The sequence below is a fragment of the Bacteroides sp. GM023 genome, assembly GCF_014750685.1.
In the GTDB taxonomy this organism is placed as follows: Bacteria; Bacteroidota; Bacteroidia; order Bacteroidales; family Bacteroidaceae; genus Bacteroides.
Genome location: NZ_JAAXGE010000004.1, coordinates 225,611 through 244,257 on the forward strand (window position 1 = coordinate 225,611; position 18,647 = coordinate 244,257).

General features: G+C 53.1%; 18 protein-coding genes. 2 read left to right on the forward strand and 16 right to left on the reverse strand.

Features of this window, described 5'->3' with window-relative positions; genetic code table 11:
- Positions 1-34: 34 nt before the first annotated feature.
- From HC965_RS11000 to HC965_RS11070, 15 genes are all read right to left on the reverse strand, one after another.
- Complete coding sequence (locus HC965_RS11000; RefSeq protein WP_005680013.1) at positions 35-1,723, reverse strand: zincin-like metallopeptidase domain-containing protein; 1,689 nt, start codon at positions 1,721-1,723, stop codon at positions 35-37.
- Between the two features lie 5 nt (positions 1,724-1,728).
- Positions 1,729-2,337 (reverse strand): hypothetical protein, encoded by a 609-nt coding sequence (locus HC965_RS11005; protein ID WP_004320554.1) that lies wholly within the window; start codon positions 2,335-2,337, stop codon positions 1,729-1,731.
- A 272-nt stretch (positions 2,338-2,609) separates the two neighbouring features.
- Complete coding sequence (locus HC965_RS11010) at positions 2,610-4,166, reverse strand: glucosaminidase domain-containing protein (protein ID WP_004320549.1); 1,557 nt, start codon at positions 4,164-4,166, stop codon at positions 2,610-2,612.
- Between the two features lie 12 nt (positions 4,167-4,178).
- On the reverse strand, positions 4,179-6,440 hold the full coding sequence (locus tag HC965_RS11015) for a zincin-like metallopeptidase domain-containing protein (protein ID WP_004320548.1): 2,262 nt from the start codon (positions 6,438-6,440) through the stop codon (positions 4,179-4,181).
- Between the two features lie 27 nt (positions 6,441-6,467).
- A complete protein-coding gene (locus HC965_RS11020; RefSeq protein WP_004320545.1) occupies positions 6,468-8,267 on the reverse strand; it encodes a hypothetical protein in 1,800 nt (599 codons plus the stop codon).
- 8 nt (positions 8,268-8,275) lie between these two features.
- On the reverse strand, positions 8,276-8,557 hold the full coding sequence (locus HC965_RS11025; protein WP_004301295.1) for a hypothetical protein: 282 nt from the start codon (positions 8,555-8,557) through the stop codon (positions 8,276-8,278).
- 23 nt (positions 8,558-8,580) lie between these two features.
- Positions 8,581-9,411: a M23 family metallopeptidase gene (locus HC965_RS11030; RefSeq protein ID WP_004320543.1), complete on the reverse strand. Its 831-nt coding sequence runs from the start codon at positions 9,409-9,411 to the stop codon at positions 8,581-8,583.
- A gap of 25 nt (positions 9,412-9,436) precedes the next feature.
- The gene (locus HC965_RS11035) at positions 9,437-10,102 is read right to left on the reverse strand and encodes a hypothetical protein (RefSeq protein WP_004320541.1); all 666 of its coding nucleotides are present in this window, start codon (positions 10,100-10,102) and stop codon (positions 9,437-9,439) included.
- A gap of 13 nt (positions 10,103-10,115) precedes the next feature.
- Positions 10,116-10,799, reverse strand: coding sequence for a hypothetical protein (locus HC965_RS11040; RefSeq protein ID WP_004320540.1), 684 nt, complete (start codon positions 10,797-10,799; stop codon positions 10,116-10,118).
- A 13-nt stretch (positions 10,800-10,812) separates the two neighbouring features.
- Positions 10,813-11,502: a hypothetical protein gene (locus HC965_RS11045; protein ID WP_004320537.1), complete on the reverse strand. Its 690-nt coding sequence runs from the start codon at positions 11,500-11,502 to the stop codon at positions 10,813-10,815.
- Entirely contained in the window at positions 11,483-11,980 is a 498-nt protein-coding gene (locus tag HC965_RS11050) for a PH domain-containing protein (RefSeq protein ID WP_004320535.1), read from the reverse strand. Before HC965_RS11050 ends, HC965_RS11045 begins: the two co-directional genes overlap by 20 nt.
- Positions 11,977-13,365 (reverse strand): toprim domain-containing protein, encoded by a 1,389-nt coding sequence (locus HC965_RS11055; protein ID WP_004320533.1) that lies wholly within the window; start codon positions 13,363-13,365, stop codon positions 11,977-11,979. Before HC965_RS11055 ends, HC965_RS11050 begins: the two co-directional genes overlap by 4 nt.
- Positions 13,366-13,368: 3 nt before the next feature.
- Positions 13,369-14,946, reverse strand: coding sequence for a hypothetical protein (locus HC965_RS11060; RefSeq protein ID WP_004320531.1), 1,578 nt, complete (start codon positions 14,944-14,946; stop codon positions 13,369-13,371).
- 16 nt (positions 14,947-14,962) lie between these two features.
- Positions 14,963-15,187, reverse strand: coding sequence for a hypothetical protein (locus HC965_RS11065; protein WP_004320530.1), 225 nt, complete (start codon positions 15,185-15,187; stop codon positions 14,963-14,965).
- 18 nt (positions 15,188-15,205) lie between these two features.
- Complete coding sequence (locus HC965_RS11070) at positions 15,206-15,964, reverse strand: DUF4099 domain-containing protein (RefSeq protein ID WP_004320528.1); 759 nt, start codon at positions 15,962-15,964, stop codon at positions 15,206-15,208.
- A gap of 219 nt (positions 15,965-16,183) precedes the next feature.
- Here HC965_RS11070 and HC965_RS11075 point away from each other — a divergent pair, with 219 nt between their 5' ends.
- Positions 16,184-16,837 carry a M23 family metallopeptidase gene (locus tag HC965_RS11075; protein ID WP_004320525.1) on the forward strand — a complete coding sequence of 218 codons (654 nt, stop codon included), beginning with the start codon at positions 16,184-16,186 and terminating at the stop codon, positions 16,835-16,837.
- Between the two features lie 5 nt (positions 16,838-16,842).
- Here HC965_RS11075 and HC965_RS11080 read toward each other — a convergent pair whose 3' ends face one another.
- Complete coding sequence (locus HC965_RS11080) at positions 16,843-18,117, reverse strand: ATP-binding protein (protein ID WP_004320523.1); 1,275 nt, start codon at positions 18,115-18,117, stop codon at positions 16,843-16,845.
- 284 nt (positions 18,118-18,401) lie between these two features.
- Between HC965_RS11080 and HC965_RS11085 the strand changes: the two genes are divergently transcribed.
- On the forward strand, positions 18,402-18,626 hold the full coding sequence (locus tag HC965_RS11085) for a hypothetical protein (RefSeq protein ID WP_004320520.1): 225 nt from the start codon (positions 18,402-18,404) through the stop codon (positions 18,624-18,626).
- The last annotated feature ends 21 nt before the right edge of the window (positions 18,627-18,647 follow it).

Sequence of the window (18,647 nt, forward strand, 5' to 3'; positions counted from 1 at the left end):
AGCCAACCAGTTCCGCATCTTTTTCTTTCCATCCTTACCGGCGCATACCGCTGCCGTATTCTGCCTCTTGTAGTTCTGCCCGATACTCTTCCAGCTCGTTCAGCTTCTCGTTCACGGCTTGCAGATTGGCATCCAGCCCGACATTGTGGTCGTAAGGGAAACGATGCTGCGCGACCAGCCCGGCATTGGTGGGTTGCCCGACATCAAGCGTATCGGATTCCTTGTTATATTCGACATATAGCACTTCACCGTTCGGCATCTCGAAGGCCGGAATCTTTTGATACGCCAAAGCGGAGAACTGTTCCGCCGCCATCTCCCTGGCAACCCCTTTTATTGTATCTCCGGCGATATCGACACCGTAACGCCGGATATGGTCTCGGATTTCCTGCTCCGTGAATTTCAACATCACCTCGTAGGTTCCCCCGACACTCCCGTTGTACACGACAGCGAAATTCTCATCCTCGGCAATAAGGCTGTCACCCTTGTTGTTCGTGGCCGATAAATAAGTATGCTGTTCGTTGATGCCATTGCCGTCGTAATACTCCTTGGCAAGCGTCAGCAATCCCTCGTAATCGCCTTTCTCCCGAAGTTCGTCAAGCTGCCTCGTGTCATCCGAAAATTGGAGATACGCAACAGAAGAATAAAATGTATTCTCCTTTGCTGCCGCTCCGTTTTCCTGCTTCTCGCCGACATTTTGTTCCAGTTCTTGCGCTATCTTATCCACCTTCTGGGTAATCATCGAGGTTGCCCTTTTCACGTCCAGAAGCGTTGTCTTGATGAACTGTGGCGATTCCTTCAGCTCATCAAGCCAACCTTTAAGATACGCGCAACTGTCCTCCTTGATATGCTTGGTCATGCCGTAACGCTGTGCGACCAGTGCGCTGCCTAACTCTGCCACCAGTTCCTCACGGGCATATTCAGGAGAACCGAAAGTAGTCGGCTTGAACCTGTCAAGTACGTTTTCCGCTCCGGTGGAGTGCGTCATCTCGTGGAACAGTGTCCCGTAGAACGATTCTCCCGATTTGAACTGCTCCTTTTCGGGTACGATGATTTCGTTCTTCGTGATGGAATAGTAGGCGTCATTCTGATATTTCGGCGTAATCGGACAAATCCACAGGTTATCCCTTATCATCGTATCGACTGGGGCAAAACTGAAATGCTCGCCCTCCTCGATTGCCGGACGCGAATTTTCTCGCTCCAGTTTTTGCCACAGCTCCGGTCTCGCTTCCTGCAAGTTAGTTTGCGCGACATTGAAGACCCGGAACACCTGCATCTTCGGATAGACATTGTATTGTTCCTTTTCGTCATCGGAGAGTTTCTTGTAATCGTCATACTTGATTTTCTCCTTAGTCTCCTTATGGATACAAGTGAACGTGGTGAGCATGACCGGAAAGGATTTTTCACCACGAAGCACGGAGACACGCGGCAGTTCCTCTCCATCCTTTCCGGGCTTATTGAGCTTCTGAACACAATCGAACGTGCAGAAACGGGGAATCTTGTACCCTTCTTTCTCGCAGTGCAAAAGCAGCATAAAAGCATTCATCCCGTTGTACTCGCGCCCGTGAAGGTTGCGGGGCCACTGTAGCGTACCCTCCGTAAACCAAGGCTTTTTCCAGTCCTTTTGAATGCCCTCGATTTTCTCGATCATCATTTCGGCGAACAGGTCAAGAGCCTTGTCCTCGCTGTTCGGTCCGTCGGCATTCTTCTTTCTGTAACCGGCCATAACCCTTATTGATTATAGTTAGACGAATCCGCCACATATTGCGTCAGTTCCTCCATCTTGCAGGAAAGGTTGATTTTCCCGTTGTGTGCCGACAGGTTCATTTCACCTTTGGCATCCACCTTTACACCCGGCTGCAACCACGCTTCGCGCTCCTTACCGAAACAGAAGAAGCGCACCCACTGGTACTCGAAGCCGTCATCGACCTTCTCTGCGCTAAACGCCGAGAACACCGTATAAGGCTGGTCTTTCTTATCCCTTTTTTCCTCGATGTTCTGGCCGACCTTACCACGAAACACCAGCTCGCCCTTGACGCAATCCGCATCATCCGTAGCGGCATTGCAGATTTCATCGGCGAACAGGTTGAAATATAGCTTGTCGCCCCGGCGTTTGAGATACATCGTACCCCTCACTTCTACACGGGAGCCGTTCCGATAACCGGCGGCTTCCTCCTGACAGCCCTCCTTGCGGACATCCACCTCGATAGTGTGCCCGCCACCCGTCGCCGGAATCTGTACCCGGAGCGGAAACACCAGAAATTCTTTCTCTTCTTTATTCTTGCGAACCGACGCATCGCGGCCGATAACGCCGCATACCGTAACATTACATTTAATCATCTGTTTTTTGTCTTTAATGATACATGGATCATCCGGACAAGTGATACATGGGTTGATTGATGTTGAACTGTTGTAGAGTGCGGTCAGTCGGGTGCGCGTATCATCGCCCAGACCATCCATCCGGCGATGGCTAATTGCACGCCCACGACAACGAGCGTCCCGATCCATCCCAACAGCAGGTAGCAGAACCGGAGGTGCAACGCAAGGAGGGAAACTCCCGCCAGACACTTGCATAGCTGTATCATCACGCATTTTATCATATCGCCATGCCTTTATCTTCGCAGGTTTTCCGTTTGTCCCTGTTGCCGGGTCATCCCCTGCTCAAAATTCTGTGAGGCCGCTTCCGACAGGATAACCGTATTCAGCATACCGGTTACACGCATCTGTTTGGCCTCTTCCGTGAGTGTACCGTTGTTCAACGTGGCAGACAACCGGTTCAGCTCGGAAGCGGTCAGCTCCCGCGAGACATGCAGTTCCCCGTTGTCCGCTTTCAGAATGGCCTTGCCGTTCTCGCCGATAGTCAGGTCGCAGTTCTTCATATTCGGCAACAACGGCTTCAGGTCGATGGTACGAAGATCCATCGCGGCGGATATCGCCGTCTTCTGTTCCTCTTCCTCCCGGTTATCAATCTGTGTGGCTAAAAGCATCAGGGAGGCGAAAGCGGTCATCGCCATCTCCACAATCGGGTCGTTGCATCCCGATATTCCCACACCGCTATCCTCCGACGAAAGGAGTTTTTTCATCCATCCGTCTGGCGAAAGGTTCTTTTCAGGCACGGTATCTTCCGCCGCCTTGTATTTGACGAGCAGGTCATTTCCGTTGTGCAGCATTTGCAATTTGATATGTCCTTTCTGTGCGATTTCAGCCAGATACGCCGCAGGGTCTATATCCCGTTTCGTCCCGTCGGCATAGATATTCTTCACACCGAAATGCAGATGTTCCCCGGTCGTCCGTGTCCCCGTATTGCCCGATGTGCCAAGCCGTCCGCCTGCCTGTACCGTATCGCCGACCTTGACGGAAATCTCCTTGAGGTGCATATAGGTACATTGTACCTTGCTGCCGTCCGTCCGAGCATATTCCACCGTCAGCGACTTGCCGCCGGGTGTATTCTTGTTCTGGTTTACCGCCACGACCTTGCCGCCGCTCTCCGTAGCCAGTACCGCGTCGGCTTTGCAACGGATATCCACGCCCTTGTGCATCTGTTGCTTTGTGCTGTCCAACGGGTCTTGCCGTGTTCCGAACGGAGAGGTAATGAACAGAAATTCCTCCCGTTCCACCGGGAACGAATACCCCGTTCCATGTTCCGCACTCTCGGAAGTCTGGAGCGGATTGTGTTCCACCCCGAACTGCCGGCCTTGTGCCGTCATCTCCTGCATCACCTGTCTGTCATACTTCTGCAAGCCGTTCTGCTCAATGATTTTCTGCAGGTTCTCGGCATACTTGCCGCCTGTGGCGTAACCGGCTTTCTCAATGCTTTGTGCCCAGCCCTTGTAATCGTCCGGGGAGAGTTTGAAGCAACCGGCATAGCGGCTGTTCTCCTTCAAAAAGCGGGAATGATGCTCGTATGAATCACCCACGCTGTCATAGCTGCAGAACTTTTCATTCGGCTTATCATCGGTGTAGATTCCGTATTTGCCGCCTTCGGCAATCCACGAGGAAGTTGCCTTGATGCCGAAATGGTTGTTCTCGTTCCTTGCCAGACGGCTCTGTCCGTTGCTGCTTTCCAGTATGCCTTGCGCCAATGTGACGGAAGCCGGGATGCCATACCTTCGCATCTGTGCCATCGCATAATCTGCGTATTGCAGTGCATATTCCTGATTCTTGGTCATAATCGTCACTCCTTATCTATGAATACCCCTATGTGTTTCCTGCTCGTCCTGCCGTTTATCCTGTAGCTCTATCTCACTGATGGCGACACGCTCACCAGCACGGACAAGTTTGGGCAGATAGCTGTCCAGTTGCGTCCTTGGGAACTCTGCGAAAGCCGAAAATCCACGTTCCGGATATTTCTTCATCGTAATCCCCAATATATCAGCTCCCTTTGCCGCATCCTCATTATAAAGCCGATAGACTTCTCCTGCACGAATCAGATACAGGGCGTCGGGATGCTTTTCCTTGAGGTTGTCCCAAAACTGCCGTTTCGGAGACATATTTTCATCATTCGTCTCTTCCGACCGATTTTCCGCCACCACCTCATTCTGTTGCCGTACCTGCTCTTCCGCTTTCTGTTCCCCGACGGATTGTCCCTTTTGCAGCACATCGGCAAACAGCGTAGCCGCCAAATGCCGCTTGTAGCCGTCACGGTCTTCCGCCACCCACATCCGTTGCCACTGCTGTGGAGTGACGCTGCGGGGCTGCAGCTTTTGTCCGTCGATGGTTGCCACACACTGGATTCCATCCTGCCTGGTCTTGAAGATGGCAACACGCTGAATACGGTTCAGGTCAATCTCCGGCGTATCGCTGCCGAACAAATCCACTTTCAGGTCGGGTTTGACCTCCGCCAGTGCATAATACTTGTGCGCCAGCTCCATCCGTACCTTGTCGATGTTGTCCATCGCCTGCTTGAGCGTGGAGAAAAAACGGTTCACATCCTCCTTGTCGGGATAGACGCTGTACCCCTCCTTGTTTTCCGGCTTGATATAGAGTGCCCAACGGTTCTTGTCATCCTGAATCATCTGCACGGCATCGAACCCGACCTCATTCGCCCGTCTGACAGCTTCCGACACGTCCAGCGTGGAGAGCTTTTCCAACGTGTAGTTCCTTAACCGGGCCAGTGTCACCATTTTTTCATTGAAATAGCTGTCATCGGGTCTGTAACCCAATGCACCGTCAGTATTATAGAAACGCACCTGCTCGATACCCTCTTTCTGCAATGCCCGTTCGATACGCCCCTTGTTCATGCCGGGAATCTCGTTGTTCGCCTCGGTCGAAGCTCCTGCCGGCAAAATGACATCCGCCGATTTCGCCTCCCGGTCGATGACGAGGACGATGCTTTTCGCCGCCTTGTCCGGGTGCTGGCGGATTTCATTCGCCACAAAGTAATGCTTGGGCATCTGTTCCTGCATGGTCGTGGTCTGCCGTCTGTTTCGCAGGGTGGCGTACTCAATTTTCTCGCCCCGTTCCGCTTTTCGGATAACATCAAGCGCATTGTTCACGTCGCTTTCGAGAGCGTCCATTATACACGGGTTTTCCTTGAACTCCCGACACCAGTAATCCACCGTCTTCAGGCTTGCATCGGACAAACGCGCGGGCAGTCCCAGTTCCAACATCTTGATACCCGAAGCCAGTTCCACAACCAACCTTTCATATTTTACCGCATCCTCTGACGGAGCCACACCATTCTTCATGACCATGCCTTCACGGGCAAGTCGTTGTTGATGTCCTGTGGCACTCACGATCTGCCGCAAGGCTTCCTGCACATAATCGTGGTAATGCTCAAAATCCTTTTGGCGCGGCATATAGACCGCATCTTTGTCCGTCTCGTAATGAGGAACTCCGCTACCGTCCGAGCGCACGGGAACGAGGTTGTCCCGCATCTTCAATAGAAAGTCGTTGAACCGAGTGCGCAACCTGCGGTTGTCCGCCTCGGCATATCCTCTTTCCTGAACACTGCCGTCCTGCTTTACCGCATCCTCGTAAGCCGGCTTGTCCACGTAGGGCAACGTCGTCTGGTCGATATTGAAAAGCGTGCGGATTTCTCGGTTGTGGACACCCTTGAACTGTGCCTTCTGCTCTTCGTCCAATTGGAGATAGGCGGTACGGTCGATGGTTTCATTCGGATTGTTCCGGTTGACATACTTGTTCCAGTTATAGAACAGGAACGGTACGCCCTGCTCATGCTCCCGTACCGCAGCCCCCCGTGCCTTGGTTTCACTGTAAAGCGTGAACAGGTTGGTCTTGCATCCGTTATTGTCCGAATGCAAGGCCATAAAGAGGGCATTGAACGGGCTGGCCGAGACCCCTTGCGGATAGAGCCGGGGAAATCCCTTGCCCGATACGTTGAGCCAATGGCCGCCGGCGTTCGATGCCCCGCCCAGTGCGGCAGACAGCAGTTCCGTCTGCTTTTCTTCGGCTTTTTTTTCGATTTGCGACTTTTCTTTCATATCATCATGCTTTTATTGTTCATGGATTTATTGGATGCCCCGTGTGCGCACAATCGTCTCCCGCTGTCCGTCGTCGTAATTCTGCGAGGCAATATGGCGCAACTGGTCGCTCTTGGCAAGCACGGCGTTCGCCAGCGTGTTCAGCGGCAATGCCCCTGCACGGTAAGCCTCCGCGACGGTCGGCGTGAGCTGGATGGTACAAGGCACACGGTCTATCGTGGCGATGAGCGTGCTGCCTTGCAGTACAGGGTTTACGATACGGGAATTGAGCGGTTCGTCGGGATAACGGCGGTACTGGTTTTCCGTATGCACGTCGGCGGACGGCATGGGACGCCCCAACGCCTCGTGTCCAGCCTTGTTCAGCAAGTTCGCGCCGCCCAGACCGACAAGGAGCATCTTCAGCAGCGGGTTACGCACGAACAGACCGGCCACAATACTCGCTATCGGCAACAGGTTGTCCCCAAAGCGCAACGATTGCGTCTTGCCGGTAAAAGCTCCCAGCAGGATGTCGGGCAGCATGGCCATGACATATCCGAGGTTGCCCGTGATATCGCCCAATCCCTCTAATCCCAATGTACCGAGCAATCCGCTCCATCCGTTCGTGTTGGTCTGCACAGCCTCTCTCTCTTGCTTTTCTTCCTCATGTGGAATAACCACCTGCCGTTCCTCTTTCTCCACTTTTTCCCTCTGTTCCATTTCCGGCTGTGTTGATTCCTTTGTGGATTTTACAGCCGTTGCATTCTTATATTTCTCCAAATGCTTCAAATAGGCTTCTTCCTGTCCGGGAGCGACGATGAGCGGCACATCCTTGTACCGTTCGGCACGTTCATTTTTCTTTTCAGGGTGTCCGGGCTTTTCGGACATTTGGAAAGGGGTAAACTTTGGTGTCTGCATCCACTCCAAAAAATTAAAGTTCATCACAGGTATTTTTTTCTTCAACTGCTCGTTGGCCGCCACAATAAGCGCACTATCACCCGTCTGTACTGTTGCAGCCTCCTTACGGAAGTCCGTAAACACGTTCCGTTCGCTACCGAACACACCTTTGCTGATACATTGCTCCACAGAGAGCTTGGGCGACTTTTCAGGCTCGAAGCGTGAGGCGACTGCCGAGATAGCCACGTCCGCCCCGACAAACTTTGCCAATGTCGCCCACGAACCTGCGCCACCCATCATGACGGCATCCGCCGTTGCGCCCAATACCCGACCCGCACCTTTTTCCCATCCTTTCGGACGGTAGGCCGCTTCGCCCCGTGCCTCGATTTCCTCAGCAAGCGGCGAGCGGTTCAAGGTCTGCGAAAGTCCGAGCAAGCTTGATTCTGCGGCTTTGCGGATGATGTAGTCGGCTGACGATTTCGGCATTCGCTCCTTGACCAGCCGGTCGATCATCAGTTCCTCTACCCGGTAGTCCATATAGGCGTAGGCAAGGTCACCGCCCAATTGTTCCGACAGTTCGTTGTACCGTTCACGCCCGATTTCCCGCACGACGGTATCGCGCCATTGCCCGGCCATGTATGCGAGGTCTTGCTGTATCTCCTTGGAGCCGGTAATCTCCGCCTTGCACATTCCGATGTAGTCCTCCGTCGTCTTCGAGTTCCATTCGCCCGTAACCTTGAGTACCTGGTACGGGTCGCCCATCGGCTGTGCCGCAGACGCCATTGCGCTGAGTATGCCGCCCAATGAGGTGGAATACTCCCTCATTTCCTCGCCCTGCTTCTTCGTGAGGAAAGCCTGCGTTTTCGACATGACGGGAGCGAGATGGCAATGGAAATAATCGCTCACAAGACGTTCTATTTCCGCGAATTGCCGGCTATGTCTGATTCCATCCATGTTGTGTATTATATATTTATCTGTTTCAATAGCTGTTCTTTCGTCTGCTCGATGGCGTTGTGGTAAACCTCCATCTGCCGGGGAAAGAACTCTTCCAGCCATGCGTCCTTTTCGATGTTGTCCTGCATGAACCGTATCGCCTGCTCCCGTTCGATTTCGACGGATGTCTCGCCCTCTTCCCGATTGTTGAACCATGCCTTGGTCCACCAGCGCACACCCGCCCGGTCGGGATAGACCGTGACAAGCCTCGGTATGTCGAAGCTCTGTATGTCGATGTCCAGTTCCGCCAACGGGTCTATGATGCCGCCATAGGTCAGGGCTTCGTCATGGAGTTTTTTTTTATGTCGCTGCTCGCAGTGGAGAGGTACACATCATGCCGCAGGGCGAGGTAATGCAGGAAATCCGCAATAAGGAGGTTCTGCACCTTGCAGGCCAGCGGCATGGCCTTGTGTCCCAGTCCGAGCGGATTGGCCATGCTCGGCATATTCTCGTAGAAATACTCCTTCATCGCGCCCACCGTGAAGATGTGGCGTAGCGACTGCTCCGTATTCCGGGGCAAGGTGTATGCTCCATGCCGCAAATCCTCCATATAGTGCGGCAGGAAGTGCAGCATCAGTTCCTCTATCTCCCTTTTGTCCCGTTCATAATCGGTTTTCAGTTCCATCTCCAAGCCGGATAAATAGTCTGTCTCGTGTCCGCCGGCCTGACGCATTGCCTGTATGTTCCCGTACAGCATCGTCAGGAACTCCAGCGGGTTCAGTTCCTCGCCCTTGAAGCGGACGGTCATGTGCAGTTTGTCACCGCTCAAAGCTACCGTCTGTCCGGCCTTTACACGCTGTCCGAATTGAGCGAAGACATTGGACAGATTTCCGTATGTCACCTCATACTCCCCGTAGCGGATGGTCTGGCAGATGCCGTGTCCGGAATCGTTGCCCACGCCCGACACAATGCCGCTGGCGAGGGCAGAAAGCATATAGCACCGCACGTTGAAGTCAATGCCGTGATGAAAGAATTTCTCGCCCGTCGCCGGGTCGGTCTGTTCGCCGTAGCCGAGCGACAGCTCCACGTCTTTGCCCTGCTGTTCCTCGAAAGGCATACAATAACCGCTATCGGATTGCAGGATCATTTCTTCTGTATATTTCATGCTGTTTACCTATTGATTCATATCCCTATCTTCTCATCCCTCCGCCATGCGTCTGTTCCTCTGCCGGAAGTTCGGGCGTCCGGGTGCGCTGCACGTTTTCTGTCTCCGGCGTTCGGAAGACACCCGCATTGTTGCCGATGAGCATCATGCCGAGGAATGCGCCGGCAATCTTGCCCAGCCAGCCGAAGCGTCCGAATATGAGGAACGCCGCCGCAACCAGCCCGGCAATACTCAGCCCCGACACGTTGCCGCTGCCGAGGTTACGGAAAAAGTTGCCGAACATATCAAGGCCTCCGCCACCGGAGGCTTGGCGCAAAAAGTTCGACACACCGTTCAGCTTGTTGTCGATGCCGGTTACCGCACCGCTGACCGAACTGACGGCTTCCCCGGCCTTGCCCGTCAGTTCACGCACTCCGTCCGCCGTCTCCGCGAGGGTATTCGTTGCCGGTTCGCCGATGACCGCATCGCTCACGATACGCACCACGCTTTTGTCGGTGGTCAGCTTCTCCCAGCCCACATAACCGACCGCACCGCCGATGGTCGCCGTCTTGACGGCCTGACCCGCGCCACGCAAGGTCTGCGAAGGGTGCAGCACTGCCTTACCCATACTTTTGCCGGTAGTCGCTGTAGCCGTACCGACACCTTTCATGGCCTTGCCGCCATATTTCAATAGTGTACTCCAAACGCCCATACGTTGTCTGTTTTTAAGGTCTTACATTTCTTCCTATCTGCCGCCAGCGTCTTTTGGCGGCTTCCACGATATCCCGTTTGTCGGCTGCCGGGCGTGCCCCCTCGTCGATTTCACGCCAGATGTCGCCCATCGTCGTGTATTTCACCGCCTTGGTCAGCCGTTGCAGTTTCTTGTTCATCATCTTGAGCTTCGGACGGATGCCAAATACGATTTCCATGCGCTCCTTCTCCGTCATTTTGTTGTCTGACAGGCACGCCATGCGGATGTCATTCACAATCTCCACGCTGTTCATAATCAGTTCCCGGTAAATGCGGTTCCGTTGCGTGGAGAGAGCAACGGCCAGCGCGTTGGGACTATTGCGGCTTACCTGTCTGGTAAAGTCTCCCATATTGTCCGTCAGCCTTGATATTTCGTGGTAAAAACCGTATATCTGCGCTGCGTAGCAGATTATCGACCGGAAAGAGTCCAAATAGTTGTTGAACTCCCGTTGCAGGTCGGTCGTGGCTTTCACTTCCTCTTTCGTCCACAGGTGTCCGGTGGTCTGTATCAGCATGACCTTCTCCTGGTTCTTCAGCTCCTTTTCCGCCTTGTCGGTATAGAGCAGGATCATCCCGGCAAGCACGGGGTCGTTCTGTGCCCGAACCTTGCCGATACCGATGCACAGCAATAAGATGCCTATCCAAATCGTCCGTTTCATCATTCACCTGATTTTATCGTGCAAGGACGGCAGCCCTGCGCCAACGGGACATGGCCATCCGTGCCGCCTCTCCGTTGTTGCGGTCGAGCATCCCGGCCGTCACGTTGTTCCACACGTCATTGAGGGTATAGTACCGTATGCTCAGGTAGAGCAGGTGCAGCTTCCGGCTGAAAACCGAAAGTTTGTCGTTCAACGCCCACAAGGTCTTGCTGCGTTCCGCACCCGTGAGCATATTCTCTTTGCCGCCCTTGGCCACTGCGTCATTCAGGAGCGTGAAGACCGATACCAGTTCCGTTGCCGTCTCGATATACAGATTGTTCATGCTCATGGAGGCGATGATGCCCTGCGGGTTGTTTCGGATGGCGTTGCCCAATTTCCCTAACGTGAGAAAGATTCTCACGCCGTCGTTGTAGAGATGGGTGCAGGCTTTCAGCGATGAAGCGTAGCCGCTTACCGTCTTGAGATAACTGTTGTACTGCTTCTCCCATTTGTGGATGCGGTTAAACTCGGCGGCGATGCTGTTCTGCAGCATAGCTGTCTTCGTCTGACCATTTATCTGTTTCTCTATTTGGTCATTGATAACCTCGTTGCCCTCGGCCAACGCCATCCATTCCAACGGATTGGACGCCGTGATTTGGGCTTTTGCCCAGTGTGGCATCAGGCAGAGGGCAAAAATGACCAGACTAATGATTCGTGATTTCATATATTCCCTTTTTTCGTTTGTTATACTCGACCCGTTCCCGGATAAGCGTTACCACATCGAAGTTGTGTCTGATGCCTACCAAATCAAGCCGGGGTGTATTCCTGTCCATCGAGAAGATGCGTACCGTCTTTAGGCCGCAAAGCTGCTGCATGAGGCTTTGGTGTTCCACAAAGTCCACGATACGATATTGTTCCATGTAGTCCGTCTTCCGGGACAGCACCCCATGCCTGCTGATAAGCTGCTCGCTACCGATGTGGTAGCGTGTCCGGCGCAGATAGATGAAACGGTACAGCAATGCCAAAGAAAGCAATGCGGCAACCGATACGGCAAGAGCTGTCAGAGGCAGTCCCTCCATGCCACCGTACACCCATGCTGCACAGCACAATACGATTGCGGGCAGCTCGTCGATGACGAACTGTCCGGCGTGCGGTTGCAGCACGATGCTTTGGAAATGTCCTGTGGGTGCATCGGTCATCATCGGCGAAAGTGTGTTTGTTGTTCCTCTTCCGGTGACTGTTCTCTCGCCTGTGTCTCATCGACCGTCTCTTCCTGTTTCTGCCCGGCCAAAAGCTGTTCGTTCCAGTCCTTGTTGGGATAGGTAGGCTGTTCACGGACAAAAGAGGCGTCATTCGCCTTGTCCAGACCGAGGAACTCCCGCAATCCTTCACGGAACTCCTTGTAATTTCCGTTCATGATATCCGTCTGTTCCCGTATGTCGTCCGGATGGCACAGGCCGCTCGAACGCATCGACATGGCTTCTTCCCATGCGGATTCATATTTCCCGTAGCTCGACCGCAAAGCGTCGGGCAGCAGGTCTATGTCTCCTTCATCGAGGTTCTTGCCGTCAGCGACGGAATCCAGATAAGGCTTCCGCTCCGGTGTCTCCTCGATGGTGGAACGGACAGCCCGGTACATCTCCTGTTGCAGGTTCTTGGCAAACTCGATTCCCGCAAGGTCGGTATCGAAACAGATGTGTTGCTTGGCAGGAAGCGAGAGCGTGAGGACACCCCGCATCTGTTCCACCGTCGGGTTACCGCCGGTAGATATGAAGACCGCTTTCCGCAAATCCTTGTCGTTGGCCTGATGAAGCTGGTAATAGGCCATCGCGTCGTATGCACTCTCGAACCAGTAGATATGCTTGGCTTCGGTAAGCGTAGTTTTGGCTGGGCTGGCAATCCATAGCCCTTGGCTCGAATTGCTCCCTTCCGCCTTCCCTTTATAACTGCCGCTGCCATCCATGCGAGGGCGCCCTCGCTCTTCCAGACCGACAACCTGTCCCGTATCTTTCGGAACGGTCAGCGGAAAGGCGAGGTTGGTGTATTTCATGCCGTCCTCACGGTGTTTCGTCGCCAGACAAAAGTTCCGGTGGAAGGCGTATTGCGTGTAAAGGTCGATGCCCCGATGCTTGAAGAACGGATAGAACTTCTTTTGTGTCGCCCGATCCTGCGGATTGAACTGGTGAATGTCGTAATCCGCCATGTCAAACGGCTTCACATCCCGTTTAGGCTGGATAATCCGGGTATCCCGGTCAGCGACGGGATGGTTCAGCAACCGGTTGCAGACAAGGTTTACCAGTCGGTCGGGAGACACACCGGCATGGTATTCCGCGAAAAAATGCGGATGCTCCTTGATAAAGGAAATGATGTTATACGACTTCTGCTGTTGCGGTTTGAAACAACATTTCCCTTGCTGCGTGACAATGAATTTGTCGTTGCGGATGCGCCGCCCCTCGCTGTCCAACCGGACATACGAGGGATAGCGCAGGCCGTCACGCCGGTTCAGGTGATAGCCCGCGTCGATAAGCACGTCCTGAATGTTCAGCCTGCGCAGAAAATCGTCATAAGTCAGTTCGCCCTCTCTCATGGTTTACCTCCCCATTCTCATATCATTGATTTCACGGTTCATCTCTGCCTCGAAACAACGGATGGCCACATCCCTCGGCGTATCGACACCCGGCTTGAAGTACGGGCGTGGCGGACCGCCGAAACACTCGCCGTAGAACTCCGGGGCATGGCAGTGATGGTGGATGCCGTGTGCGACACCCGCCGCGACTACCGTACCTGCGGTGAGGGCGGCAAAGATTTTCGTGCCGAGACCCCGCTGTGCTTCCGGGCGTGTTTTCATGTCCACTTCGCTGAAAATCTTGGAAAAGAGCTTCATCCGGTGATAGTCATCCACAGCAAGGAACTTGTCGTAGTCCCGTTGGGTTATCTCATGGCTGATAGCCTGACCGTCGATAACGGCGGTCATCCTGTATTTCCCCTCGGTCTGTGCCGGTTGAACGGCTATCTGGCTCACTTCGACTTCCCGCCCGTGTTTCTCTTCCCGATACCATCCCTTGTTTTCATTCAAAAACTGGAGGTCACGCCCGTCCACTACCGCACCGATATTTCCCTGTACGGATTCCTCTTGCTGTTGCAGCGAGGTTTTCACTGGCATAAAAGCCTCTTGCTCCTGCCGTTGGCGTTGTTTCAAATCCTGCTGTACTTCGGGATGCAGACCGATAGCGATGCGTTGATCGCTGTTGAGAGCCTCCATCGTCACTTTGTCGGAAAAGTCAGCCCCGATAATGCCGTTCAGCAGTTCCAGACGTTTCTCTACGGGCTGCTCCTCGATGGGTGCGGCAACCAGTGTCCTCACTTCCTCTTCCGTCAGGTCATAGACCATATCGGCTTGGACGCTTTCCGACTGCACGGTCAGCGTCTGCTTTTCCGCATCCACGACAAGACCGTGCGAGGCAAGGCACTCCGCCCATTTCTCGTTGGAGAAATAGACCGGAGAGGCTATAAGCTCCTTGTACGGCCGTGCCGGTTCCTTGCTGCGTGGACGGCTGACCATCGGCGTGATAGCCGCCTGCAAGTCCTGCAGCACATCCCGTTGCTGTACGGGCTGCTCCTGTTGATGCCCCTTGTAATAGAAGCCGTAACCGCCTGATTGCAGTTCGCCGGGCTTCATGCGCCCGTCGGGGCGTTCGGGTACGATGGACGGCCCCGGAAAGAACAGTTGGCCGCCGACCCTGCGAAGGTGGAAGCCCAACTGGTTGCGAGGTGTCCAGCCAAGGAACGGCGGGGGCATTCCCATACGCCCCATGCGCCCGTACTCGCCGATGACGATGCGGTAGCCGTGCAGCCCCATAGCCACACGACCGTTGGCATTGCGGGCATGGACGAAGTTCTTGGGCATATAGAAGTCCTTGCCCACGATGCTCGTCAGCACGTTGTAGGCCTTCTTGTTGGCAGTGTTCGTTCCCCAGTCCGTGAGTGCCAACATCTGACGTTCGGTGATCGGATAGACCAGCAGGGGCGAGTCATGTCCCTGCACGATCAGCCGATACCCTGCATCGTCAAGTGCAACATGGGCTTGAAGCCCGTTGCGCATCAGCATATCGCGCATTTCGGGCTGCAAGTCCATCTGCCGGGGATTGGTATTCGTTCGTATCGCCATAGTCTGATTGTTTTCGTTATGCGTCTCCGCTTTCCATTGCTGCCTCCAACTGTTCGTCCTTGAAGCGGACGAACTCGGCGGCGGATTCGTTGCCGACTGCAAGCCCTTTTTCCTCGCAGTAACGGGCGTATTCCTCCTGCCAGTCGGCGGAGAAATGATTGACGTAATCGAGCCAGCCGTATTCGCCGCTCTGCATCTTCCCGACAAGTACGTCTTCGGGATAATATTCGTTCTGTGCCATAATGTACGGATTGATGTTTTACTTATGGAGAGCTGTCGCACGATTGCGCTCGCCGCTCTTCTTCTGTTCGTTCCACAGCTCTTCGGTGTAGTCTTCCTCCGAAACGTAGTCAAGGTTACCGTCATCGTCCATGACCCAGCAGCCGTAGCACCCGAAGGTGTATTTGTCCCACTCTCGCTTGGGTTGGTTGCGCCATTGCTGCGCGTCGCCCGAACAGATGCGGATGCCGGTCTTGGCATGAAGGTCGATGCCCACTGTGGCAGGCTCGCCGCCCACGACTACCGTCAGCGGCTCGCCGTGCTGCATCCCGTTTACCTCCACCGTACCGAGGCGCATGACCTCGGCCAGCACTTTCAGGTTGCGTGCGATGATGGGCGTGGGGACATACATCACCTGTTTCGTCTCGGCGTCAATCTGTACGAAAGCCTTGCTGCTCCGTCCGTCCGACATTTCCACATCGGCGACAATCGCCTTGCCGTCGAGCAACTGTTTCTGCTGTGCTTCGTCATACCGCTCCAGTGGAGAGGATTTCAGTGCCGGATAGAACACCACATCCACCTGACCGTCGTCCATGCGGATAAAGGCAAAGCGGCTGCGGCTCTCGATTTGCCCGCCATGCTCGTCAGTGACACGCACGGGAAGCACGGGAGAATGCCGGCCGTTGCAGATGTCTTCCAACACACGCATCGGCAAGTCCTCGATCATTTCCCTTGTAAGACCGAATCGTTCCAGTGTCGAAAAGGGTAATTCATCAAATTCAATCTGAACTTTTTTCATACTATATTCATATTATAAAATTGTACTATACAAAGATAGAGACATCTTATTATGACGGACAAAAATACAGCTATATAAATGGTTGTAATATGCTGTTTTTATCTTCATTAGTACAATTATCTAATCAAAATCGTACTAATAGACGCAAAATATCAAACCAATACAAGAAATGACGGTAGTTTGTTTCCGACATGAAAATTCCCGTTATAACTTTGCCGAATGAGAAAAATTCTACTGATAGCAATATCGGGTATTTCATTCTGCACGATGCCCGTTCAGGCGCAGTTCAACACGATTGCCAAGACACCAGAAAGATACAAGGTAGAAGCCTTGCAGGAGGGTATGAAAAAGCCGGAGCCGACACCCGAAAGCATGGCTCCTGCACAGGAGACTTCGACAAAACCTGCCGATGAAAGTAAGAAGTTGTGGATTGACCGTTATCTCAGTGTGTCTTATCCATTGCAGCGCATCAGAATTACATCGCCATACGGCTACCGGAAAGACCCGTTTACCGGGAAGAGGAAGTTTCACGGGGGTATCGACCTGCACGCACGGGGCGAGCAGGTATTGGCCATGATGGAGGGGGTGGTCGTCAAAGTGGGACAAGACAAGACGTCCGGCAAGTATGTGACACTGCGGCACGGAAATTACACCGTCAGCTATTGCCACCTTTCACGGGTGCTGGCCGCCAAGGGTACGGTAGTCCGTCCCCGCGATGCCGTCGGTATTACCGGCTCGACCGGACGAAGTACAGGCGAGCACTTGCACGTCACCTGCAAGCTAAATGGCAAGAATATCAATCCCTCGGTTCTCTTCGATTACATCAAATCCATGCAGCAGGAGTGTGTGTCGGCATTAGCTGGACTGTTATAGGGCTGTTAAGCCAACACCTCATCCAGGTGACTGTAATTCAGAAGTTTGATTTCTCCAGCAGTATTTTCGAGTGTACCCGCATAGGCCACCGCCTTACCCAGTATGGTTTCTTTGACCCAGCCGTCCATTTGTTTCAACGCCTTCTCGAAGTCCGCATGGTAGGTCATCGCCGACTTGATTTCAATACCGTATAGCCCCGAATGTTTTTTCAACAGCAAATCGACCTCGTTCTGGTTCGAATCCCTGTAAAAATAGAGGTTGCTTTCCTTGCCTTGGTTATACCGCCGCTTCAAGGCTTCCGTTACGATGAAGTTCTCGAACAACGCCCCACGCATCTTGTCCCGTGCAAGCTGTTCCGGCGATTCGATGCCGAGCAGGTGACAGGCAAGCCCTGTATCCGTAAAATAGAGCTTGGGAGTTTTAGTCAGCCGTTTGCGTGTGTTCTCGAAATAGGGAGGTAGCAGGAAAACAATATAAGATGCCTGTAAGACGGACAGCCATGCCGTAACGGTATGTGAACTGACACCGATTTCGTTGGCCAGTTCAGAGGCTTTGAACAGCGATCCGATACGTCCGGCGCAAAGCCTGATGAATGTGTGGAACTGCATCATGTCCTTGATTTGTAGCAGGTCGCGCACGTCCTTGTCCAGATAGGTTTTCATGTACGCCGGATAAAGAAATTTGGGTATGTTACGGCCCGAATAAATGGCAGGGTAAAACCCGTTAAACAGCAGGTTGTCAAGAGGCGTATCGGTGATCTGCTCCCGTATTTCGGAGTATGACAGGGGGAGCAACTCGAAAACGGCGGTACGTCCTGCCAAAGACTGTGTAACCTTTTTCAGCATGGCAAACTGCGAACTGCCCGAAAGGATAAACCGCCGGTCGGCATCATTGTCCACCATACCCTGAATATACGACAGCAGGTTCGGAGCGTTGTGTACCTCGTCAAGAATCATGCCCTCCGTGTGCTGGTTCAGAAAAGCGACCGGGTCGTTTTCGGCGAAACTCCGGACATCAAGATTTTCCAACGAGTAATACGGTAGGTATGAGAACAAGTTGCGGAGCAGCGTCGTCTTTCCGGACTGGCGCGGTCCTGTTACCGTAATGACTGAAAAATAGCGGTAAGCCTCTTCTATCACGGCGGATAGCTCCCTGTGGATATATTTTGCCTCCATACTGTTTATGCAATTTTGAAATACAACTGCAAAATTACATAAAATACGATACACCGCAAATTTTTCAGGGTATTTTCTCACATCCCAAGCCGTTTTTTCTATCATATACGACTCTTCTTTTTTACAAAATCCTTGCTTTTACCGGCAGGTCATTCTTTACTCTTTTCGTCGGCGAATGTAGGACGAAGCGCATAATCGCCAAGCCGCATTGCATTCGGATGACGAAAACAGACTGTTACACGGTCGGTTTTCTATCCGGGTTTGGCTTATGATGCCACAGCTTCATCCTCTGGCTGCCTCAAAAAGCTGAAAACAAACCTGCACGGCAAACGAAAGCAGGGAAAAAGAAAAATCAGCATGATAGTTCAACCAATTAAAAGTAAACAAGTATGGTAGAAGAAATTAGACAAGACGACAAAGTGATATTATCGAGCGAAGACGGTTTTTCCGTCCCTATGATTTTCAACAACCTTTGTGGAAAGAATTTCATTGGCAAAGAATACAAGGACTATATCAGGCATATAGCCTTTGAGGAAATGGGACTTAAGCCGGGCATCGTGTCCCATTATCGGGACGGTGTTCTATATAAGAACGGCACAATCCCGGAACTTTGAACAGGTAAACCAAAATAGGAA